The sequence below is a fragment of the Candidatus Sulfotelmatobacter sp. genome (assembly GCA_035498555.1).
Lineage (GTDB): Bacteria > Eisenbacteria > RBG-16-71-46 > RBG-16-71-46 > RBG-16-71-46 > DATKAB01.
This window is the reverse complement of record DATKAB010000009.1, coordinates 29,578-51,206: the sequence shown is the minus strand read 5'-3', so window position 1 is coordinate 51,206 and position 21,629 is coordinate 29,578. Positions and strand designations below refer to the sequence as shown.

Sequence of the window (21,629 nt, the reverse complement as noted above, 5' to 3'; positions counted from 1 at the left end):
GGCCATGCGCGACGGATGGCGTTTGCTGATCCTGATCGGCCTCACCCTGGCGCCGCATCGGGCGGTCGCGGCGCCGGCCGCGAAGGCCACCAAGACCGCGCCGGGGCCGCGAGCGGCGGCTGGGGTCCGGATCGACTACACGCCCTACCAGCAACTCCTCAACGAGCATCTGAGCGTCATCTCCGAGCCGGGTGAGCCGCTCGAGACGCGCTTCAACTACGAGGCCTACCACGACCAATCGGGTCGGGACGCCCGCGCCGAGAAGATCCGCGGGGCGTTTCTCGCGGTTTCCCCGAGCAAGATGGACGCGAACACCCGGCTCGCGTGGGCGATCAACTTCTACAACTACCTGGTGCTCGAGAATGCCAGCCAGTATCTGCTGATCCCCGACAAGTTCCGGCAGCGATACTTGAGCGTGAAGGACATCGTGATCGAGGGTGTCCACTTCTTCGACTATCCGTTCGTTACCGTGGACTCGGTGAAATACACCCTGAACGAGTTCGAGAAGCACTTCCTGTATCTCGACTTCGATCACGGCATCAACACTCAGCCGCCTTCCGGGCTCGATCCCCGCGTCCATTTCGCGGCCGTGAACGGGTCGCTCGGCGCCGCGCCCCTCCAGCCGCGCGCGTTCAAGCCCGAGTCGCTCGACATCCAGCTCGACCGAGCGGTTCGCCAGTCGCTCGCGAGCCCCAAGCACCTGATCTTGCGATCCGATCCACCCGCGTTTCAGATTTCCTCGATCTTCGGCTGGTACATCGCCGACTTCGGCGGCGCCATGAAGGTGATCCCCTGGATCCAGCGCTACGTCTCGAAGGAAACCAGCGACAAACTCGAACCCTATGTGCAGCGCGGAACCTTCGGGGTGATTCCGTGGGACTGGAAGCTCAACCAGACTCTGGGGTGGCGCTTCGAGCAGCAGATGAAGCAGCCGGCTCCCGCTCCGGGCTCGGCCAAGCCCGGGATGAGCAAGGCGACGATGAGGGATTCGATCTAGGCTGGGCCCGGTCCGAGCACGCCGCGCGAGCGGATCCGTGGGGCCCAGTTCGCACGCCGCCGGTGGGCGCGCCGGTGCTAGACTCCGCCGGTCCCACTCGATTCTTCCCTCATTCCCGGAGGCCGCCCGTGCAGCGTCTCTCCACTCTCCGACTCGGGCTGCCCCTGAGTCTGGCCGCGTTCATCACCACGTTGGCGACGCTCGGCGCGGTCGCCGCCAGCTCGCCCAAGCCATGGACGAGCGATGACATCCTGGCGATGCGAGTCGTCACCGATCCGCAGATCTCGCCGGATGGACACTGGGTCGCCTACGTGGTGTCGGCCCTGACCGACGACCGTTCGGACTACCAGACCGATATCTGGCTGGCCGCCGTAGCCGGCGGCGCTGCGCGACGCCTCACCACCTCGCCGGTCGCCGACGAATTCCCCCGCTGGTCGCCGGACGGCAGCACGCTGGCATTTCTCTCCGATCGGCCGCGCCCGGGCGGTCCCGCCGGCGACGCCGCGCGCGACGACGAGGGCAGGCGTCAGATCTGGATGATCCATCCCGACGGAGGCGAGGCCTGGGTCGCGTCGAGCGCCAGGGGCGGCGTCTCGAGCTTCCAGTGGTCGCGCGACGGCAGGCAGATCGTCTTTCTGTCGCGGCAGCCGAAGAGCAACGAGCGCCGCAAGCAGGAGAAGGACAGGGACGACGCCTGGACGCCGTCCGAGAAATACGCCTGGAACCGTCTGTGGGTGATGAGCGCCGACGGAACGAATCCGATTCAGCTCACCTCCGGCAATCTGCACGTGACCGACTACTCGCTTTCACCCGACGGCAAGCGCATCGCCGTCGCGGCGCAGCCCACGCCGCTGCTTCCCGATCAATACCAGTCGGACCTCTTCACGGTCGCTTCGAGCGGCGGCGCGCTCCAGCCCCTGGTGCAGCGAAAGGGCGTCGAGGCTTCGCCGCAGTGGTCGCCCGACGGAAAGTGGATCGCCTTCGTCTCCCAGGACGGGCGTGGCACGGACTGGTACCTCAACAACTACGTGTGCGTGGTGCCGGCAGGCGGCGGCGCGCCTCGCAACCTCACCCGGGACTTCGACGAGCGCGTGGAGGGTCTCGCCGGCATGACCCTCGCGTGGACGCCGGACAGCAAGGGTCTGGTCTTCCAGGCCTCGCAGCGCACCGCGCAACATCTGTTCCGCGCCGATCTCGACGGCCGGGTGAGCGCTTTGACCTCGGGTCCCGAGATGAACGGCAGCGCTTCGGTGGACGGCGCCGGCAACTGGCTCGCGTTTGTTCGCGAGGACAGCGAGCATCCGCGCGAAGTGTGGGTCGAGAGCCTGGTCGGCGCCGGCACGCCGCACGCCATCACCGACACCAATCCCGAGACCCGCGAGCATCCCTCCTACGCGAAGCAGCTCGTCCACTGGAAGGGCGCGGACGGCATGGACATCGAAGGTCTGCTGGTGCTGCCCGCGAATTACCGGAAGGGCACCCGAGTGCCGCTGCTGCTCAACGTGCACGGTGGACCGGCCGGAACGCACTCCAACACCTGCACGGTGGCTTCGAAGCTCTACCCGTGGCCGCTGTTCGCGCAGAAGGGCTGGGCGATCCTGATGCCGAATCCCCGCGGCAGCGGCGGATACGGCGAAGCGTTTCGCAAGAGCAACGTTCGCGACTGGGGCGGCAAGGACTACGAAGATCTCATGGACGGCGTGGACGCGATGATCGCTCAAGGGATCGCCGATCCCAATCGCCTGGCGGTGTGCGGATGGTCGTACGGCGGCTACATGACCTCGACCATCGTCACCAAGACCGACCGTTTCAAGGCCGCGGTGGTGGGCGGCGGCGTCATCAATCTCACTTCGATGGTCGGCACCTGCGACATTCCCGACTTCAATCGCTCTTACTTCGATGCGTGGCCGTGGGAGGACCCGCAGACCTACGTCGATCACTCCGCTCTGTTCCACGCCGGCAACGTCAAGACGCCGACCTCGATGGTGCACGGCGAAGCCGACGAGCGCGTCCCGACTTCGCAGGGCTGGGAGTTCTACACCGCGCTTCGCAAGGTCGGCGTGCCGACCGATCTGCTGCTTCTGCCGCGCCAGCCGCATGGACCGCGCGAGCCGAGACTGCTGAAGAGCGTTCAGCAGTGGCACCTCGACTGGCTCGACAAGTACACGCTCGATCAGCCTCAGAAGGTGAGGATGAACGGCAAGCCCGAGAAGACCTCGTCGGTCGCGAGCGGAACGCAGGAGCCCTAGGCGTTGAGCGCAGCGCAGGGACGCGCATGATGAACGGTGGCCCCCGGCCGAACAACGGGACGCCCGTGGATCTTGCCGTGATCGGCGGCGGAATCACCGGCGCCGGCGTCGCGCGGCTCGCTGCTCGTCAGGGCCTGAGCGTCGCGTTGGTCGAGCGCGCCGACCTGATGTCGGGGGCGAGCAGCGCCTCGAGCCACATGCTGCACGGCGGCCTCCGATATCTGGAGCAGGCTCGTATCGGTCTGGTGCGGGAGGCGCTGCGCGAACGCGCCGCGGTGTCCCGCATGGCGCCGGCGCTGGCCCGGCCAGTGCGCTTCGTGGTGCCGCTCTATCGCGGCGATCGCGTCGAGCCATGGAAGCTGCGCCTCGGCCTCACCGGCTACGACCTGCTGGCCGGGCGTGCCGCGTTCGCGCCGCATGCCATGACGCGCGCGTCTGAAACGCTCCAGCTCGAGCCCGCTCTCGAGCCCTCGGGCCTTCGCGGCGCCGGGCTCTACACCGACGTGGTGATGGACGACGCCCAGCTCGGCGTGGCGGTGGCGCGCGATGCCGCCGCTCACGGCGCCACGATCCGCACCTGGACCGAGGTCACCAACGTGCGCCCGGCCGCCGGCGCGCGCGAGCTGTTGTTGCGCGACGCCCTGACCGGCGAAGAAGACATGATCGCCGCGCGCAACATCCTGGTCGCGGCCGGCGCCTGGACCGATCAGGTGCGCCGTCGCATCACACCCGGCATCGACCCGCGACTGCCGCCGCCCTCGCCGCTGCTGCGACCCTCGCGCGGAACCCACCTGCTCTATCCGCCGATCACCAGTGGCCACGGGCTGGTGCTGCTGGCGCGCGAGGACGGCCGGGTGTTCTTCGTGATCCCGTTCGCCGAGCACTCGCTGGTCGGCACCACCGAGGTGGAAGTGCCGAGCCCGCCGCCTCCCGGGGCGTTCGAGGCCGACCTCGACGAGCTGCGCTACCTGCGCGGTGGATTGGAGCGGGTACTCCCGTCGGTGGCGAACATCCGGCCGCGCTCGGTCATGTCGGGGCTGCGGCCGCTGGTGCGGGCCGAAGGTCCGGCCGGCGAGCTGTCGCGCGAGCATCTCGTGATCGAAGAAAACGGCACCGTGGTGGTGGCGGGCGGCAAGTACACGACCTTCCGGGTGATGGCGCGCGATGCGCTGGCGCGCGTGCTGGCGCGGCAGGGCCAGACGCAGCCGGTGTTGCTGGATCCAGAGGCCCCGCTGCCCGCGCCGCTCGCCGGCGATCCGCCGCTCGAGAAGCGGGTCGAGTGGGCGGTGCGCGAGGCGTTCGCTCGCCGGCTCGCCGATGTGATGCGCCGCCGCTCGGCGTTGTGGTTGGCGCCCGATCGCGGGCTTGCGACCGCGCCGACGGTCGCGAAGACCATGGCGCGGTTGCTCGGCTGGAGCGGGGAGCGCGAGCGCGACGAGATCATCGACTGGGACCTCGCGCTTCACGCCGAAGACCGGCTGATCGATCAGGCCGGGTGGCCAGCGTGAGGCCCGCGTGAGGCCAGCGAGGCCCGCATTCGTGCTGGCGCTGGACCAGGGCACGACCGGCAGCACCGCGTTGCTGCTCGACCGGCGCGGGCGCGTGGTGGGGCGCGGCTACGCCGAGCTGCCCCAGCATTTCCCGAAGCCGGGCTGGGTCGAACACGACGCACTCGAGATCTGGGCCAGTGTGGAGCGCGCGGCGCGCGAGGCGCTGCGCTCGGCGGGCGATGGTCCGGGCGCGCGCGTGGCGGCAATCGGCATCACCAATCAGCGCGAGACCACGGTGCTCTGGAACCGCCGCACGGGGCGGCCGGTGGCGCGCGCGATCGTGTGGCAGGACCGGCGAACGCACGAGCGCTGCCAGGCTTTGAAACGACGGGGCCTCGAGATCGGAATCCGACGCCGCACCGGCCTGGTGCTCGATCCCTACTTCTCGGCGAGCAAGCTCGAATGGCTGCTGCGCGAGTCGGCGTCTCGACGCGCCGCCGCGCACCGTGGCGAGTTGGCGTTCGGGACCGTCGATTCGTGGCTGCTCTGGAAGCTGACCGGTGGTGCGGTCCACGCCACCGATCCCACCAACGCCTCACGCACCATGCTCTACGATATTCGTGAGCGACGCTGGAGCGCGGCGCTGTTGCGCCGGTTCGGCGTGCCGGCGCGCGTGCTGCCGGCGGTGCTCCCGTCGAGCGGACGATTCGGCGTGACGCGCGGCGCTGGATTCGTGCCGGACGGGGTCGTGATCGCCGGGATCGCGGGAGACCAGCAGGCGGCGCTGTTCGGCCAGGGCTGCGTGACGCCGGGCAGCTCCAAGAACACTTACGGCACCGGGGCGTTTCTGCTGCTCCACACCGGGGCCCGCGCGGTGGCTTCGAAGGCCGGGCTCCTCACCACCATCGCCTGTGGCTCACGTGGCGAGATCGCCTACGCGCTCGAGGGGAGCGTGTTCATCGCCGGCGCTGCGATCCAGTGGCTGCGCGACGGGCTCGGGCTCTTGCGCCAGGCGGATGAGAGCGAGGCGCTGGCGCGCAGCGTTCCGGATTCGGGCGGCGTGGTGTTCGTGCCGGCATTCGTCGGCCTGGGCGCTCCCCATTGGCGCGCCGACGTGCGCGGCGCCATCATCGGCCTTACCCGCGGCACCACGCGCGCTCATCTAGTGCGTGCCGCCCTCGAGTCACTGGCGTTTCAATCCTGCGAGCTGGTCGAGGCGATGGAGCGCGACGCGCGCGTGCGCGTGAAGCGGCTGCGCGTGGATGGCGGCGCATCGGCCAACGATCTCTTGATGCAGATCCAGGCCGATCTGCTCGGCGTGCCGGTCGAGCGCCCGCGCGTGATCGAGACCACCGCGCTCGGCGCGGGGCTGCTCGCTGGCCTGGCCGTCGGGTTCTGGAAGAGCGCTCGCGAAGTGGACCACGCGCGCGAGATCGAGCGGGTGTTCAGGCCTCAGCACGGCGCCGTCTGGCGGCGCGCCGAGATGGAGCGGTGGAACAGGGCGGTGTCCGCCCTGCTCGCGCCGTAGCCTCGCCCCCGACCGCTACCTCGCCCCCGCCAGCCGTACCAGCGGCTGGCTCGTTCCGCCCGCCGCGCTGAACGCGCGCACGCGGTAGTAGCCCGCCGGCGCCACGTCGCCCGCGTCGCTCCGCCCGTCCCAGGTCCAGAGCCGCGGGCCCGGCGAGGCCGCGGCGAGAGTAGCGCGCCGGATGAGGCGTCCGCTCACGTCAACGACCTGAATCGTGATCGCCGACGCGTCGTGCGACTGGAGCGACAGCGCGACCGGGCCACGCGACGGATTGGGATAGGGCGGAGCGAGCTCGATCGGAAGCGCGACCGCCGGGCCCGGGAGCGGGACACCGGTGCTGCCAGCGACGAACGTGAACTCGTCGAGCCCAAAGTCCGCGGCGATCGGATCGGGCGACTGTACGAAGGGCGAGACGTCGTGCCGGATCAAGACCCTGTCGACCGCGGTGATCGCGCTGCTGAAGGTGCCCACACCGATGATGCGCGTGAAGTTGGCCGTGTCCGAGAGATCGACCGTGAAGGTCGACCAGTCCGACGTTGGGACGAACCCGGTGTTGCACTGGTAGAAGGTCGACTGGCTGCCGAGCGTGAAGTGGATCTCGAGCGGATCGGGGTTGCCCACGTCCTTGAGCGAGAACTGGACCTTTCCGATCCCCGCCGCCCGCCAATCGCCGGTGTAGTTGGGACCGCTCGACTTGGCCCCGAGATTGAACGGCGTGGCGTTCGAGATGATCAGAAAACCGTCGCCTGCGCCGAGTGCTCCGCCGGTGCCGGGGTTCGAATAGCTCGAGCCGCCTCCCCAGCCGGCGAAGGCGCTGCTGCTCCAGTGCTCGACGAACCCGGCCGTGGCGTCTGCGCGCGCGACGCGCGCGGAACAGGCGGTCAGGGCAAGCAACCCGGCGAGCACCGCCCCGCGGGGAACGGCCCGAAACCGCAATCCAACTCGGCGATCCGTATGGGACATGGTCCTACTCCGCGATGAAGGAACTTGATGACCCCGCCGAGGGCCTCGGGCAGGGCACCGTCCGGGTGCAGGACACCCGATAGGTCTTGCTCCGAAGATTGCGGTTGGCTGGCACAAGCCCAAGTCGTACCTTGGTTTCCGGCGGTCCTCGGCAAGAATCACGCTAGGATCCCGCGCCACAACCAGTAGCCACCCGCCAGCTGCAATCTTCGGAGCACGACCCTCAGGATGCGCCGGAGGGGCGTCATTTGCCACGATTCTTCGAGCGAGTTTGACAGGACGCGACTCACCGGCAGGCCGGCTATATCTGGAACGCGTACGAAATCTTGGCGAAGGCCTGCCGGGCCGAGATCGTGTACTGGCCGGTGAGGTCGGCAAACGTCCGGTCGTCGCCGTAGCCCAGGAACAGCACGCTCTGCCAGTTCAGTTTGTAGGCGAACAGGGCCGAGCCGCTGAGGTCGGCGTCCTTGGGCTCGATCTCGAACGTGTAAAGCGAGGTGTCGCGCGTGGTCTTGACGAACTGCCCGATCAGGCGGACGTACGAACGCGAGCTGAACGACCAGGTGAGGCGCAGGCGGCCGACGTCGGCGAGGAACAGCCGGCCCGAATGGCCATCCGGCGTAGTCTCGTTGATCCAGCGCGTGCTCCCATCGCCACGCAGCTCCAAATGGTCGGAAGGGCGAAGCGTGACGCTGCCGATCAGCGTCGCGCCGGTGCCCCGCCGGGCGTTGTCGAAGTCGATCTCCTGACCGAAGTAACTGTCCAGCGAAATGAAGTTGATGAAGCGGCCGAGGCTCGCCTCGACGTAGAAGCGCGGCCGGAACCGTGACAGCAACGTATCACTCACCAGGATGTCGTCGTGGTTCAGCTCGAGCCGGAAGAACGTGCTGAGCTTCCCGTCGCCGCCGGTGCCGAGGGCGATGTGCCGAGCGAGCGTGTTTCCCGAGGGGTCGAGATCGAGATAGTCGGTGGTGAAGAAGCGCTGGCGTGAAATGAAGAAGTTCCCAGGGCGGATGGTATAGCCGCCGTCGAGGAACGCCTCGCGAAATCCGACCTGCGGTATGAAGCCGTTGTTGGCGCGAAAGTCGGGTCCGAGATCCTGACCCTGCAGGAACCAGTCGAAGTGCGGCGTGTTGTGCGACCAGTTGAGCAGTGCGGCGTGGTCGTCGAGCGTGCGCCCGTCCCACTCCCCGGCGAGGTCCGGACGCGCCGGGGTCTGCGTCTGGCTCCACAGTGCCTGCCCGGTGAAGGCGTCAGTCGGCCGCGGTCGCCATTGAAGGTCGGGGCCGCCCACGTAGTTGTGTCCACCGCCATCGACCTGTTGCGCGGTCCCGAGCACGCTCACGAACGACTGGCCCATGTCGTGCCGGATCCGGACGATGCCGACATCGGAGGCGAAGTCCTGCGGCGCGAAATTCGATCCCTGGGGGCCCGGAATGATCACGCTGCCGCCACCGCGGTCGTGCGTGGCGAGCACGGTGTAGGCCGAGGTTCCGAAACGGCCGGTGGCGCGTACGCCCCAGTCGGGGGCCGTGACGGTGCGCGTGTAGACTGCCTGAAACGGCGTGCTGAAGAGGTCGATGCCCTCGAGGAAGAACGGGCGCTTCTCGGGGTAGAAAACCGCGAAGCGCTCGTTGGCGGTGATCTGCGCGGCGTCGGATTCGACCTGTGAGAAGTCGGGGCGCCAGGCGCCGTCGATGGCTTGATCGCCGGCCGGATTCCACTTCACATCCACGCCGCCGTCGCCCTTGACCGGATGGTCCTCGAGAGGCGAGCCGGCGTCGCCGGTCAGTTCGTCCTTCTTCTCGGCGGTCGCGAACGGTGCCACCACCAGGTGCGAGTCGTGCGGCAGATCGGCGAGACCAGTCAGCTTGCTCGAATTGCAGATGAAGCACGAGACGTCGCGCGGCAAGCGCGCCGAGAAGAACTGATAGTGACGATCGCGCGGGTAGTTGCGGTAGAGCAGGATGCCCCAGGTCGGCAGCGAGTCGCTCGCGTAGCGCAGCGACGAGAACGGAATCCGGATCTCGAGATTCCAGCCGGTCGGCGTGATCTTCCCCACCGCGTCCCAGTAGAAATCGGGCGAGCTGTCCTCGCCAGTGACGTCGCTGGTGACGGCGTCGTACTGAACTCCATGAGGATTGGCGAGGAACATCCGCGCCGTCTTGCTGTCGTTGCGGCTGTCGATAATGACGCCGCCATAGTCCATGGAGCCCTGGATGGCGTCGTGATCGCCGATTGGGGCGCGAATCCGCTTCGGATTCGGGTCTTCGAAGTGGAAGCCGGCGTACAGATAGTGATCGTCGTAGGCGAGGAACCCGAGGTTGCGAACCTGGGGCTCCACGTTGTCGCCGACCCGGGTCTCGAACCAGGTGGTGACCGAGTCCGCCCCCTTCCAGCCCGGATCCGACAGGTCCCCGTCGAGCGTGATCGGACCGCTCACTCGGCGAATCGTGAGCGGCGGACCGGGTTTGGGGCTTGCCGCCTGGGCGGCCGCGGGAATCCACAGCAATGCGAGAACGGCCAGGCGCCGGGTCATGAGTGCTGGAAATCTAGCCGGACCGGACAATCGCTCAAGGGCCGAGCGCCGAGCGTCGCTTTCGCGCCGGTGAGTGCGGGGCTCGCCCGGTGAGTGCGGGGATTCGAGCTCCGCGCGTTTCCCGTTGCTGCGTCGCGGTCCATCTGAGAGGGTCGCGGGGTTCTCGTCCCGCACAATTCCGGAGGCTTCGATGAATCGACTTCGCCTGTTGTTGCTCGCGTTGCTGTTCGTGCCGGCGCCGACCTCGAGCGCCCCTGCCGACTCGGATCCCTACCTGTGGCTGGAATCGGTGGAGGGCAAGAAGGCGCTCGACTGGGTCGGACAGCAGAACAAGATCAGCACCCATGAGCTGGCCGAGACGCCGGCCTTCACCGCCATGAGCGATCGGTTTCGCAAGATCCTCGACTCGAACGAGAAGATTCCCTACGTCACCCGGTACGGCGATCGGTACTACAACTTCTGGCGCGACGCCCAGCACGAGAAGGGAATCTGGCGGCGCACGACGCTGGCCGAGTACCGCAAGCCGAACCCCGCCTGGGAGACCGTGCTCGATCTCGACGCCGTCGCGAAACAGGAAAAAGAGAACTGGATCTGGAATCAGGTCCAGGTGCTGCCTCCCGACTACACGCGCTGCCTCATCCGGCTCTCGCGCGGCGGCGGCGACGCCACCGTGATTCGCGAATTCGACCTCGGCACGAAGAAGTTCGTGGCCGGGGGTTTCACGGTGCCGGAGTCGAAGAGCGACGTTAACTGGATGGACAAGGACCACCTGTTCCTGGAGCCGGCGATCGATTCCACCACCATGACCACTTCCGGCTATTCGCGTCTGGTGAAGATCTGGACGCGCGGTACGCCGATGAGCGCCGCCCGGACGATCTACGAGACGATTCCGTCCGACGTCACGGCGGGCGGGTACCGCGATCACACTCCCGGATTCGAGCGCGATTTCGTCCAGCGCGTGATTACGTTCTACGCGAACGAATTTTTTCTGGTCCGCGACGGCAAGTTGGTAAAGATCGATAAGCCGATCGACGCCGATGCGGGCGTGTGGCACGAATGGCTGCTGATGCAGCTGCGCACCGACTGGAAGGTCGGCGGCCAGACCTACCCCGCGGGATCACTCGTCTCGGCCAGGCTCGAGGACTTCCTCAAGGGCCAGCGGCAGATCAGCGTGGTGTTCAAGCCGACCGACCGCACCTCGCTCGTCAGCTTCGAGACCACGAAGAGCGCGCTCCTCTTGAATACGCTCGACAACGTGAAGAGCCGCGTGGTGGTGGCGCGGCCCGCATCGGGCGCCTGGACCCTGACCCCGGTGCCGGGTCTGCCCGAACTGGGCCAAATCGAAGCGAGCGCCGTGGACAGCTACACTAGCGACGACTTCTGGCTGCGGATGACCGACTTCCTCACGCCCGCGAGCCTGAGCCTGGGCCAGGTCGGCGGCGGTACGCCCGAGCGCCTGAAGCAGTCGCCCGCGTTCTTCGACGCCAGCCACTCGGTGGTTTCGCAACATGAGGCGATCTCGAAGGACGGAACGAAGGTTCCCTATTTCGAAGTCGACCCCAAGGATCTCAAGCTCGACGGCCGCAATCCCACGTTCGAGACCGGCTATGGCGGCTTCGAGATCCCGATCCTTCCGTACTACAGCGGCGTCGAGGGAGCCGGCTGGATCGAGAAGGGCGGCGTGCTGGTGGTCGCCAACATCCGCGGCGGAGGCGAATTCGGACCCAGGTGGCACCAGGCCGCTATGAAGGCGAATCGGCCGCGGGCTTACGAGGACTTCATCGCGGTCGCCGAGGATCTGGTCAGACGCAAGGTCACGAGCCCTCCGCATCTCGGCTGCATGGGCGGCTCGAACGGCGGGCTGCTGGTGGGCAACATGCTCACCCGCCGGCCCGATCTGTATGGCGCGATCGTGTGCGAGTCGCCGCTGCTGGACATGCATCGCTATCACAAGCTGCTGGCCGGCGCCTCGTGGATGAGCGAGTACGGCGATCCCGACAAGCCCGACGAGTGGGCGTATATCAAGGGGTTCTCGCCGTACGAGAACGTGAAGAAAGACGTGAAGTACCCGCGCACGCTCTTCACCAGCTCGACGCGCGACGATCGCGTGCATCCCGGACACGCGCGCAAGATGGTGGCCAAGATGGAGGCTCAGGGTCACGACGTCCTCTACTACGAGGACGTGGAAGGCGGCCACGGCGGCTCGGCCACCAACAAGGAACGCGCGTTCATGGACGCGCTGTCCTACACCTTCCTCTGGAAGCAGCTGGGGAGCGCGAAGGCGGGCACGAGTGGGGTGGCCTCCAGCGCGACGCAGCACTGAAGCCGCGGGGGAGCCGCCCGCGGAGCGGCTCCCCCCTTCAACTCACCAGATCTTCACGCGCACCGAGTCGGCCCGCCACATCTTGTCGCCAGGCTTGACCCCGTAAGCCTCGTAGAACGACACCTGGTTCGAGACCGGGCCGATCACGCGCAGGAAGCTCGGCGAGTGCACGTCGGTCTTGACCCGCACCGCGAGGTTCTCGGGCCGCAGCTGCGTCATCCAGCTCAGCGCCCAGCCAATGTAGTAGCGCTGCGCGGGCGTCAGGCCGCCGATCGGCTTATTCTCCTTGTACTGCTGGGTCTTCTTGAACGCTTCCCAGCCCAGCACGATGCCGCCGAGGTCGGCGATGTTCTCGCCCTGCGTCGCACTGCCGTTCACGTGAAGGTTGCCGGTCGCGATGTAGTCGTTGAACTGGCGCACGATCAGCGCGGCGCGGCGGTTGAACTCCTTCTCGTCGGTAGGCGTCCACCACTCGTGCAGGTTGCCCTTCTCGTCGAACTGCCGGCCCTGGTCGTCGAAGCCGTGCGTGATCTCGTGCCCGATCGTGCTGCCACCGGCGTACGAGTAGACGATCGCGTCATCCACCAGCGAGTCGGCAATCCCGGGCAGGATGAAGGCCGCGGCCGGCAGAACGATTTCGTTGTTCGACGGGTTGTAGTAGGCGTTGTAGGTCTGCGGCGTCATGTCCCACTCGGTGCGATCGACCGGCTTGTAGAGCTTCTTGATCTCGTAGTCGCTCAGCCAGGCGTTGCCGCGCACGCAGTTCCCAAGGAACGAGGCGCGATCCACGTCGTAGCTCGAGTAGTCGCGCCACTTGTCGGGGTATCCCACCTTCTTGGTGACGGCCGCAAGCTTCTTGAGCGCACGCTGCTTGGTGGGCTCGCTCATCCAGTCGACGTTCTTGATGCGCTCGCGGAACGCCGCGAAGATGTCGTCGGTGAGCTTCTCGTAGCGCTGCTTGGTGGCCGGTGAGAAGTACTTCTGCACGTAGAGCTGGCCGAGCGCGTAGCCGAGATGATTCTCCTCCTCGTCGAGCATGCGCTTCCACCGCGGCCGCTGCTCGGGCGTTCCGTTGAGGATGGTGCCGAAGAAGTGGAAGTTCTCCTGGTCGAACTTGCCTCCGGCCTCCGCCGCGTAAGCGGTCACCAGCTGCCAGCGCAGGTAGGTCTTCCACTCGGGAAGCGCATGGCCGTGCAGGGACTTCTCGACCTGCTGATAGAACTCGGGCTGCCCCACGATCACGGTGTCGATTCCCGGCATGTTCCCTTTGGCCAGGAAGTCCTTCCACCGAATGGAGGGCGTGAGCCGGGACATCGAGTCGGTCCTCATCGAGTGATAGTTGGCACGCGGGTCACGGAGGTCCTCGAGTTTGCGCGAAGCTCCGGCCAGCTCGGTTTCGATCTTCATGACGGTTTCCGAATTGGCCTTGGCTTTGGCGGCGTCATCGCCGAGCAGGCCGAACATCGCTGCCACGTGCTTGACGTACTCGGAGCGCAGCATTTTCGAGCGATCGTCGGTGTCGAAGTAATAGTCGCGATTCGGAAGCCCGAGTCCACCCTGGTAGAGATGCAGCGCCACCTTCTCGCTGTTCATCTCGTCCTGGAAGATCGCGAGCTGGCACAGCGCGCCCACGCCGATGTATTGAAGATGGGCGATGTCGTCGAGCAGGCCCGGCACGTCTCTCACCGCCTCGATGCGCGCGAATTCATCGGCCAGCGGCTGAATGCCCTGCTTGAGGATGGTGTTGGTGTCCATCGCGGCGTACCAGAAATCGCCGATCTTCTGGGCGTTGGTGCCCGTCGCCGCGCCTGAGCGGCCGGCGTCTTCGCTGATCGAGACCAGCCGCGAGTAGGTCTCTTCCTGCACCACGTGCCCGATACCCCACGAGCGTTCGTTCGCCGGAATCGGATGCTCGCGCAACCACTTGCCCACCGCGTACTGGAAGAAGTCGTCCCCCGGCTTCACCGACTTGTCGATGAAGTTGTCGAGGTAGTGGCTCACGTCGCCGGTACTCGAGGTCGAACTCGGCAGCGAGGCGGCGGTGAGCAGGATCAGAGCGGCGAGCGGCAGGTGAAAGCGCTTCATGGTGGACGATCTCCTGAGGCCCCGGGGTCAGGCGGCGAACCGGCACAGGATCGGTTCGCGCGGCGAAAAAAGCCAGTGCGGAATTGGCGGGCCGTGACCAGCGCGGCCCGCGCCCCGCCCGGCGCGGGCTAGCGCTTGAGCAGCCCCAGCACCAGCTCGATCCCGATCAGCAGCACGATGATGATCTCGAGGATCTCGGCGCGTCGCGCCTGGGACTCCGCGTTCAACATCGAGTAGGCATCCCGGATGATCGCCAGCTTGCCGTCGATGCCGGACCTCCAGGTGCGTCCGCGGAAGATCTCGAGCGCTGCCGCGTAAATCCGGGCCAGGAACACGTCGTCGGTCACCTTCAGCGAATTCTCGACGCGCTCGACCAGCTCGGTGGCGTCGGCGACCCGGGTCTGGAGCGACGAGAGCAGCCGGCTGTAGCGCCGTCCCATGAAATGAAAGCCGTGTCGCGCCTCCTCGATGCGGTCGTAGATCCGCGGCAGCTCGCGGTCGAGCGTGGCGTCGTAGAAGCGCAGCTCGAGCAGCTGGGCATTCGCGAATTCGAGCACGTACTGGACGTCGGTGTCTTCGGCCACCGGCTCCACCACCAGCGCGCTGTTCCAGGCCAGCACCGCCAGATCGTCCTCGAAGTACGAGAAGCGCTGCGAGAGCAAATCGCGTCGCCAGGCCGGCGAAAGCGGGCGGGACTCGCCGACCAGCAACCGCGCCACGTCGTCGTCGGCGAGACAGGTGAGCGGCAGCCGGCGACCCTCCTCGTCGGCCAGCCGGTGCACCCGGAACACGACGTAGTCCTCCGACACCGGAGCCTCGCCGGGATTGCGCACCGCGGGGCCGATGCGGCTCATCAGGCGGTCGCGAGCCGCGCCGAACGAGTCGCGCCACGCTGGCGTCGAGGCCACCGCGAGCCCGAAGTGCACGTATTCGTCCCAGCGCAGGTCGGGCGTGGCCGCCACTCGCGCGCGGATCGACACCACCCCGAAGTCGAAGACCCGGGCCGAGAACTCGACCTCGCGCGCCTCGCCTTCGATCGTCACCTTCTCGACGCCGAGTCGCGCCGTGACTGGCGGATTCAGGATCTGGATCGCCTGCGCCTGGCCTCGGACCGGCCGCGCGCGCTCGGGGGCGCTGCCGCCCAGCAGATCGAATGCGCGATCGAGGTCGATTTCGTAGCCCACGTCGTACAAGCGGTAGACGATGGCCTCACCCTGGACGAGCGGCGGCGGCAAGGCCGGATCGTGGGCGGCTTCGGTGGCGCGCACGAGCGTCATGAGCCGACTACGGAATGCGCTTGTAGTGGATCAGCAGCACCTTCGTGCCCGGGGGCGAGACGAAGTCCTTCGGACGATCTCCGGTGCCGAGCTGATAGCAGACCGTGAGGAAGTCGCCCTCGACCAGATAGATCGCTGGAATCGTCTTCCCGGCGTTCGGACCTTCCTTCCCGTGGATGTCCATCTGCGCCGGAAGCGGGCCACGGATGATCTCGATCGTGCCCTTGTCGCCACCGAATTCGTAGCTGTTCTTCGTCAGCTGCAGGGTCGCTCCCTCGAACTGCGAGACCGGGAAGTCCGCGCCCCCGAGCTGCGCGGAAACCGGCGACCAATGCCCGGGGAGCGAATAGCTCTTGCAGCCCGGCACGACGAGGGCAATCAGCAGGAGCAGCCGCAGGCGCGCGCTCACGGGGTCTCCCCTCCCGAGGCGATGCGATCGAACTTCTCGCGCCAGGGCCGCGACAGCTCCTTGCACTTCGCGAGCTTCTTCACCATCGCCGGATCCTTCCGCTGGCCGTACGCCAGCTGGAACACGACCTCGATCGTGAAATCGGGATTCGGCCGCTGGATGCGCTTGATCGGCTGGCGCACCGCGATCATGCCGCCCTTGAGCACGCGAAGATACCAGCCGCCCCAGCCGGTCTTCACCACCCGGTCCATGAGATCCTGCCGGTCCCAGCGCCGAGCGATGTTCAGGCAGGGTCCGCGCGGCTGCGAGACCTGAAGCCGCGGCTCGCCGGCCGCCCACACGTCGCCGACGCACACGTTGCTCTCGTTCATGCCCTCGACGGTGAGGTTCTCGCCGAAACCGCCCGGGCCCATCTCGGCGATCGAGAGGTCGTCGCGCCAGAACTCGTAGTGCTCGTCGGCGTAGGCGAGCAGCGCCATTTCGGGGCCGCCGTGAACCCGACGGTCGTACTGCTGGTCGCCTTCCAGACCCTCGGGACCGACCCGGACCGGGCCGTTGACGGGAGACTTCACATAGGCGCTGGTCCACGTGGTGCCGGAGGTCTTGTCCCACTTGGGACGCGGATAGCGCGCGGCGAGCCCGACGCGAACCGAGACGATGCGCCCGGAATCTTCCTTCACGGCCGGCGCTCTCTCACACCACCAGCACGAGATCGAACCAGCCGATCATGTCCCTGATCACCTGCTCGCGGCCGAGGTCGTTGAAGATCTCGTGGTAGGCGTCACGGTAGGTGATGTAGCGCGCCTTCTCGTGCGGCGCGTGGCCGCAGAACTCGAGCGTACCCTTGGGGTCGGTGACGCGATCGGCGGCGCCATGCAGCAGCAGCGCCGGCACCGAGAGCCGCCGCGCATCGCGCAGCACCCGCTGGCGAGCCTCCTCGAACGCGAAGTAGAGCCGCGGCGAGATCTTGTCGTGCACCAGCGGATCGTCGCGACGCGCGCGCATCGCCTCCTGATCGCGCGAGAGCGCGGCAATCTCGATGCCGTCGGGAAACCCGTTCGTGGGTGCAGTGACACGTGCCACGTTGGCGAGCGCCAGCTTCCACCACGGCGGCATGGCGGCGCTGAGCGCCGGCCCCGAGGCGACGACGCCGGCGAGGTTACGCGGATGCGCCAGCGCATAGTCGAGCGCCATGAGGCCGCCCATGCTGTGGCCGACCAGCAGATGCGGGAGATCCGAGGGCTGGCCCGGAAGCCCGCGCGAGGCGCTGAACATGGCGGGAATCGCCTGCTCGCGCACTTCGATCCATGACTTCATGTCGCCCCGCGGCCCGGGCGACTCGCCATGTCCGGGCAGATCGAGGCTCACCACGGTGAACCGCGCCCTCACCAGCTCGGCGGCCAGCGCCGCGTAGCGGCCACTGTGTTCGCCGAGGCCGTGGATGACGGCCACCAGCGCGCGCGGACGATCGGCGCACCAGGCGCGGCCGGGGAGCAAGGTCCCGCGATCGATGCGCACTTCAATGCGATTGGCGGCAACGGACCCGACGCTGGGATTCATGGCGGCGCATCTTGAAGGAAACCGTGCCGCCGTGGCAACAATTCGGTAGACTGCCGGGTCTTGCCGCCACCCTCCCGTCGAGGAAACCATGTCACCCGAGAGTCCCAAAGAACCGCCGCGCCCGGGGCGCTTGATCGTGCCCGGCGACGAGCCCGAGGAGCCCACGCCCTCGGGAGGATCGCGGCTGGTGCTGCCGAGCGAGGCGGAAGACGAGGCGCAGGAATCCCGCGGCCAGCCGTCGCGGATCGTGCTGCCGCCGGGCGTGGCGCGAGAAACTCCCGAAGACCTGCCCGAGTACCCGAAGGTGCGACCGCTGGTCATCGTGCCGGTGCGAGAGGGCGGGCGCGAGCTGCTGCTGGTGACCGATCCGCTCGGCGTGATGCGCAGCCAGCCGGTGCTCGGCATGGAGGCGCTGCCGCTCCTCCAGCTCATGGATGGCACGGTGTCGGTCCAGGATCTCTCCACCGCGCTGATGCGCGAGAGCAAGGACCTTCGCATCGCCAACATGGTGAAGGACTTCGTGGCACAGCTCGATCAGCTGTTGATGCTCGACTCGCCGCGCTTCGCCGAGGCGTACCGCGAGCTGCGGCACGAGTATCACGAGCTGGAGATCCGGCCGGCGGCGCTGGCCGGCCGCGCCTATCCGGAAGACCCGGCGGAGCTGCGCAAGTTCCTCGACGAACGGTTCGCCGCCGCCGACCAGCAACGGACCGAGGCCGGGGTACCGGCGCCGGCGTCGAACGCGCGCCCACGGGCCGTGCTCGCCCCGCATCTCGACCCGCGCCGCTCGGGGGCGACGATCGCGCGCGCGATCGAGGAGGTCGGCCTCGACGGAGGACCGCTGCGCATCGTGGTGCTCGGCACCGGGCACCAGCTGTTCGAGGACCCCTTCGCGCTCACGCGCAAGCACTTCGAAACGCCGCTCGGCAAGATTCCAACCGACACCGCGTTCGTGGACGCGGTGGCATCGAGGCTCGGCGAATCAGCCTACCGCTCCGAGCTCGCGCACCGCGACGAACACTCGATCGAATTCGTGGCGCTGTTCCTCAAGCACCGTTTCGGCGATCGGCCGCTGACCCTGGTGCCGATCCTGTGCGGCGGCTTCCACGCGCTGATCGACGAGGGCAAGACGCCGCGCGAGGATCCCGAGTTCGAGCAGCTGATCGCGGCGGTCCGCGAGGCCGAGCGCGCCTCCGCCGGCACCACGATGTATCTCGCCGGCGTCGACTTTTCGCACGTGGGGCCGCGCTTCGGTGACCCCAAGGTGGATGAGCGCGTTCATCCCGAGCTCGAGAAGGTGGATCGCGTTGCGATCGATGCGGCCGGGCGCGGTGACGCCGACGGGTGGTATGCGGCGATCGCCGGCCATGCCGACTCGACTCGGATCTGCGGGCTGGCACCGGTATACGCGCTGCTGCGTTGCGCCGAGCCAGGCGCCGGGCGGCTGCTCCACTACGAGCAGTCGCACGAGGCGGACACGTCGCTGGTCAGCGTGGCGGCGATGGTGTGGCCCTAGGCTCCGTCCAGGAACGGCGCAACTACTTCTTCGCGGCCACCTTGGTGCCGAGGGTCTCGGCGCGCACGCGCAGCTGAAGCACCAGGCCTTCCAGGTGCTCGCGGATCTCGCGCGTGGTCTCGCCCACCGGCCACCAGCGGTCTTCTTCGTGCAGCAGCACGCCGAGTCGGATGCGGAACGCAGCCTTCTCGAAGCTCTCGCCCAGCTCGAGCGGCAGGGCGTCGTGTGCGACCGGGTCGGGCGACATGCCGATCTCGCCGGTCACCCAGTCGAGATGGCGTCGCAATCCGATCGAAACGTGCTTGCCGTCCGCGCGCTGCCAGCGCACCCACACCAGTCCCGGCGCCCGGCCCCACTCGGCCGCCTCGGTGCGGGCCTCGGGCACATGTCGCAGGATCGCTTCGCGAGCCATTTCGGGAAATCGCATGGTGTGGTTGCACCTCCGTGTGGCGGTGACTAACCTTCGCGCGTGCCAGCCTTGCCGTTCGAGACCGAGCCGACATCATCATCCTACGCCGACCTCGCACACCACAAGGGCGCGACGTCGGGACGCTTGAAGAGCGCGCGGGCTCTTCTCTGTCTTCGGCAGGTTGGGCCCGGAGATGAAGTCGTCTTCTCCCATTTCGGCGTCGATCCGGCGGGAGCGCCATGACCGCGACCGCCCGCAAGCGCATCGAGCAGCTCTCCCGCGAAATCGCCGAGCACGACCGCCGCTACTTCGTCGAAGACAGGCCCAGCATTTCGGATGCGGTCTACGACAAGTTGATGCGCGAGCTGAAGGCGCTCGAAGAAGAGTACCCGCAGTACCGCCTCCCGGACTCCCCCACTCAGCGCGTCGGTGGCGGACTTCGCAAAGGCTTCCAGAAGGTGTCGCACGTGAAGCCGATGCTGTCGCTCGATTCGCTGATGAGCGAAGACGAGGTGCTGGAGTTCGACACACGGGTGCGCAAGGCGATGGGCGGCGACGATGAGCTGCCGGCCAGCGCGGTCACCTACGTGGCCGAACCCAAGTTCGACGGACTCTCCATCGAGCTGATTTACCAGGACGGGGTGCTGGTTCGCGCCTCGACGCGCGGCGACGGCGAGGTAGGCGAAGACGTCACCGAGAACGTGCGCACGATTCGCGCGGTGCCGCTGCGGCTGGGCGACGACGGGCCGAAAGGCGGCCACCGCGGCCGGGTGGCGATCCGTGGGGAAGCCATCATGCCGCTGCCCGCCTTCGCGGCGCTCAACCAGCGCCTGATCCAGGCCAATGACGAGCCCTTCGCGGCCGCGCGTAGCGCCGCGGCCGGCACGGTGCGCCAGCTCGATCCCTCGCTCACCGCTTCGCGCAAGCTCGACTTCTATGCCTACGAGGTGATCGAGGCTGAGCACGTGGAGCTCGAGAGCCAGCAGGACATGATCGCCGCGCTGCGTGGCTGGGGCTTCCACATCGAGCGCGAGATCAAGGTGTGCAAGGGGATTCGCGACGCCCTGGCGTTCCACGATCGCATGGGCGAAAGGCGCGACGGGCTCGACTACGAGATCGATGGCGTGGTGATCAAGGTGGACCGGCGCGACTGGCAGGAGGCGCTGGGCATGCGCTCGCGCAGCCCGCGCTGGGCGGTGGCGTTCAAGTTCCCGCCGCGCGTCGAGATCACGAAGATCCTCGACATCATCGTTCAGGTCGGCCGCACCGGAAAGTTGACGCCGGTGGCGCAGCTCCAGCCGGTCGACGTCTCGGGGGTCACCGTGAGCCGCGCCACGTTGCACAATCAGGACGAGCTGGACCGCAAGGACATCCGGATCGGCGACACCGTGCGCATCCGGCGCGCCGGCGACGTGATTCCCGAGGTGGTCGAGGTCATCAAGGAGAAGCGCCCGCGCGGCACCTCGCCGTTCCAGCTCCCCGGCAGGTGCCCGGTCTGCGGCGGCAAGGTCGAGCGCGAGGGTGCCTACCACGTCTGCACCAACGGCCTGTCGTGTCTCGCGCAGCTCGAGGGCCACATCATCCATTTCACCTCGCGCGGGGCCATGGACATTACCGGGCTCGGCGCCAAGACCGTGCAGCAGATGATCGCGCGTGGGCTGGTGAAGGACCTCGCCGACCTCTATGCGCTGACGCCGATCGATCTGGCCTCGCTCGAGGGTTTCGCCGAGAAATCGATCGAGAACCTGATGGCGGCGATCGAGGCCAGCAAGCGCCCGCGCCTCGATCGCTTCCTCTACGCACTCGGGATCGAGCACGTCGGCGACACCGTGGCGCGGCTGCTTGCCGATCACTACGGCTCGGTCGATCCGCTGCTCGAGGCCAGCGAAGACGAGCTGCAGGAGATCAAGGGCATCGGCCCCGAAGTCGCGACCTCGGTGCACGACTTCTTTTCCAGCGCGCGCAATCGCAAGGTGCTCGAGCGGCTGAAGAAGGCCGGAGTGAAACCGGTGCACGAGGTGAAACCGAAGGGGCCGCAGCCGCTGGCCGGCGAGACCGTGGTCTTCACCGGCGGGCTCGAGGCTCTGTCGCGCCCCGAGGCGCAGAAACGGGCCGAAGCGGCGGGCGCGCGGGTCGCCAGCAGCGTCTCCAAGAAAGTGACGCTGGTGGTGGCCGGGCCGGGCGCTGGTTCCAAGCTCGACGAAGCCTCGAAGCTCGGCATCAAGGTGATCGACGAGACCGCGTTTCTGAAGAAGATCGGCGCGCCGTGAGAGCGAGGGCGGGC

At 67.5% G+C, this 21,629-nt stretch carries 15 protein-coding genes; 7 read left to right on the top strand and 8 right to left on the bottom strand.

Features of this window, described 5'->3' with window-relative positions; all coding sequences use genetic code 11:
* Window positions 1-4: 4 nt before the first annotated feature.
* The 4 genes from VMJ70_01390 to glpK all read left to right on the top strand — a co-directional run bounded on the left by VMJ70_01390 (window position 5) and on the right by glpK (window position 6,264).
* Entirely contained in the window at window positions 5-997 is a 993-nt protein-coding gene (locus VMJ70_01390; protein ID HTO89760.1) for a DUF547 domain-containing protein, read from the top strand.
* 128 nt (window positions 998-1,125) lie between these two features.
* Complete coding sequence (locus VMJ70_01385) at window positions 1,126-3,246, top strand: S9 family peptidase (protein ID HTO89759.1); 2,121 nt, start codon at window positions 1,126-1,128, stop codon at window positions 3,244-3,246.
* Window positions 3,247-3,323: 77 nt separating this feature from the next.
* A complete protein-coding gene (locus tag VMJ70_01380; GenBank protein HTO89758.1) occupies window positions 3,324-4,754 on the top strand; it encodes a glycerol-3-phosphate dehydrogenase/oxidase in 1,431 nt (476 codons plus the stop codon).
* 31 nt (window positions 4,755-4,785) lie between these two features.
* Complete coding sequence (gene glpK / locus VMJ70_01375) at window positions 4,786-6,264, top strand: glycerol kinase GlpK (GenBank protein HTO89757.1); 1,479 nt, start codon at window positions 4,786-4,788, stop codon at window positions 6,262-6,264.
* Between the two features lie 15 nt (window positions 6,265-6,279).
* Here the strand turns inward: glpK and VMJ70_01370 are convergent, their stop codons facing one another.
* Window positions 6,280-7,227 (bottom strand): FlgD immunoglobulin-like domain containing protein, encoded by a 948-nt coding sequence (locus VMJ70_01370; protein HTO89756.1) that lies wholly within the window; start codon window positions 7,225-7,227, stop codon window positions 6,280-6,282.
* 301 nt (window positions 7,228-7,528) lie between these two features.
* Window positions 7,529-9,766 carry a DUF5916 domain-containing protein gene (locus VMJ70_01365; protein HTO89755.1) on the bottom strand — a complete coding sequence of 746 codons (2,238 nt, stop codon included), beginning with the start codon at window positions 9,764-9,766 and terminating at the stop codon, window positions 7,529-7,531.
* Between the two features lie 190 nt (window positions 9,767-9,956).
* Between VMJ70_01365 and VMJ70_01360 the strand changes: the two genes are divergently transcribed.
* Window positions 9,957-12,089, top strand: a complete 2,133-nt coding sequence (locus VMJ70_01360) for a prolyl oligopeptidase family serine peptidase (GenBank protein ID HTO89754.1) — start codon at window positions 9,957-9,959, stop codon at window positions 12,087-12,089.
* 42 nt (window positions 12,090-12,131) lie between these two features.
* Here the strand turns inward: VMJ70_01360 and VMJ70_01355 are convergent, their stop codons facing one another.
* From VMJ70_01355 to VMJ70_01335, 5 genes are all read right to left on the bottom strand, one after another.
* Window positions 12,132-14,174, bottom strand: a complete 2,043-nt coding sequence (locus VMJ70_01355; GenBank protein ID HTO89753.1) for a M13 family metallopeptidase — start codon at window positions 14,172-14,174, stop codon at window positions 12,132-12,134.
* A 128-nt stretch (window positions 14,175-14,302) separates the two neighbouring features.
* Complete coding sequence (locus tag VMJ70_01350) at window positions 14,303-15,451, bottom strand: hypothetical protein (GenBank protein ID HTO89752.1); 1,149 nt, start codon at window positions 15,449-15,451, stop codon at window positions 14,303-14,305.
* A 7-nt stretch (window positions 15,452-15,458) separates the two neighbouring features.
* Window positions 15,459-15,860, bottom strand: a complete 402-nt coding sequence (locus VMJ70_01345; GenBank protein HTO89751.1) for a TIGR03067 domain-containing protein — start codon at window positions 15,858-15,860, stop codon at window positions 15,459-15,461.
* Window positions 15,857-16,540 (bottom strand): MOSC domain-containing protein, encoded by a 684-nt coding sequence (locus VMJ70_01340; protein HTO89750.1) that lies wholly within the window; start codon window positions 16,538-16,540, stop codon window positions 15,857-15,859. Before VMJ70_01340 ends, VMJ70_01345 begins: the two co-directional genes overlap by 4 nt.
* 13 nt (window positions 16,541-16,553) lie before the next feature.
* The gene (locus tag VMJ70_01335) at window positions 16,554-17,420 is read right to left on the bottom strand and encodes a lysophospholipase (GenBank protein ID HTO89749.1); all 867 of its coding nucleotides are present in this window, start codon (window positions 17,418-17,420) and stop codon (window positions 16,554-16,556) included.
* Window positions 17,421-17,508: 88 nt separating this feature from the next.
* Between VMJ70_01335 and amrB the strand changes: the two genes are divergently transcribed.
* The gene (amrB, locus tag VMJ70_01330) at window positions 17,509-18,936 is read left to right on the top strand and encodes an AmmeMemoRadiSam system protein B (GenBank protein HTO89748.1); all 1,428 of its coding nucleotides are present in this window, start codon (window positions 17,509-17,511) and stop codon (window positions 18,934-18,936) included.
* 22 nt (window positions 18,937-18,958) lie between these two features.
* Here the strand turns inward: amrB and VMJ70_01325 are convergent, their stop codons facing one another.
* On the bottom strand, window positions 18,959-19,363 hold the full coding sequence (locus tag VMJ70_01325) for a hypothetical protein (protein ID HTO89747.1): 405 nt from the start codon (window positions 19,361-19,363) through the stop codon (window positions 18,959-18,961).
* A gap of 221 nt (window positions 19,364-19,584) precedes the next feature.
* Between VMJ70_01325 and ligA the strand changes: the two genes are divergently transcribed.
* A complete protein-coding gene (ligA, locus tag VMJ70_01320; protein ID HTO89746.1) occupies window positions 19,585-21,615 on the top strand; it encodes an NAD-dependent DNA ligase LigA in 2,031 nt (676 codons plus the stop codon).
* The last annotated feature ends 14 nt before the right edge of the window (window positions 21,616-21,629 follow it).

Bases quoted from the DNA above. Each gene is read 5' to 3' on its own strand.
- VMJ70_01365 (HTO89755.1), bottom strand. From the start codon at position 9,766: ATGACCCGGCGCCTGGCCGTTCTCGCATTGCTGTGGATTCCCGCGGCC.
- VMJ70_01360 (HTO89754.1), top strand. From the start codon at position 9,957: ATGAATCGACTTCGCCTGTTGTTGCTCGCGTTGCTGTTCGTGCCGGCG.
- VMJ70_01335 (HTO89749.1), bottom strand. From the start codon at position 17,420: ATGAATCCCAGCGTCGGGTCCGTTGCCGCCAATCGCATTGAAGTGCGC.
- VMJ70_01350 (HTO89752.1), bottom strand. From the start codon at position 15,451: ATGACGCTCGTGCGCGCCACCGAAGCCGCCCACGATCCGGCCTTGCCG.
- VMJ70_01355 (HTO89753.1), bottom strand. From the start codon at position 14,174: ATGAAGCGCTTTCACCTGCCGCTCGCCGCTCTGATCCTGCTCACCGCC.
- VMJ70_01390 (HTO89760.1), top strand. From the start codon at position 5: ATGCGCGACGGATGGCGTTTGCTGATCCTGATCGGCCTCACCCTGGCG.
- amrB (HTO89748.1), top strand. From the start codon at position 17,509: ATGTCACCCGAGAGTCCCAAAGAACCGCCGCGCCCGGGGCGCTTGATC.
- VMJ70_01370 (HTO89756.1), bottom strand. From the start codon at position 7,227: ATGTCCCATACGGATCGCCGAGTTGGATTGCGGTTTCGGGCCGTTCCC.
- VMJ70_01325 (HTO89747.1), bottom strand. From the start codon at position 19,363: ATGCGATTTCCCGAAATGGCTCGCGAAGCGATCCTGCGACATGTGCCC.
- ligA (HTO89746.1), top strand. From the start codon at position 19,585: ATGACCGCGACCGCCCGCAAGCGCATCGAGCAGCTCTCCCGCGAAATC.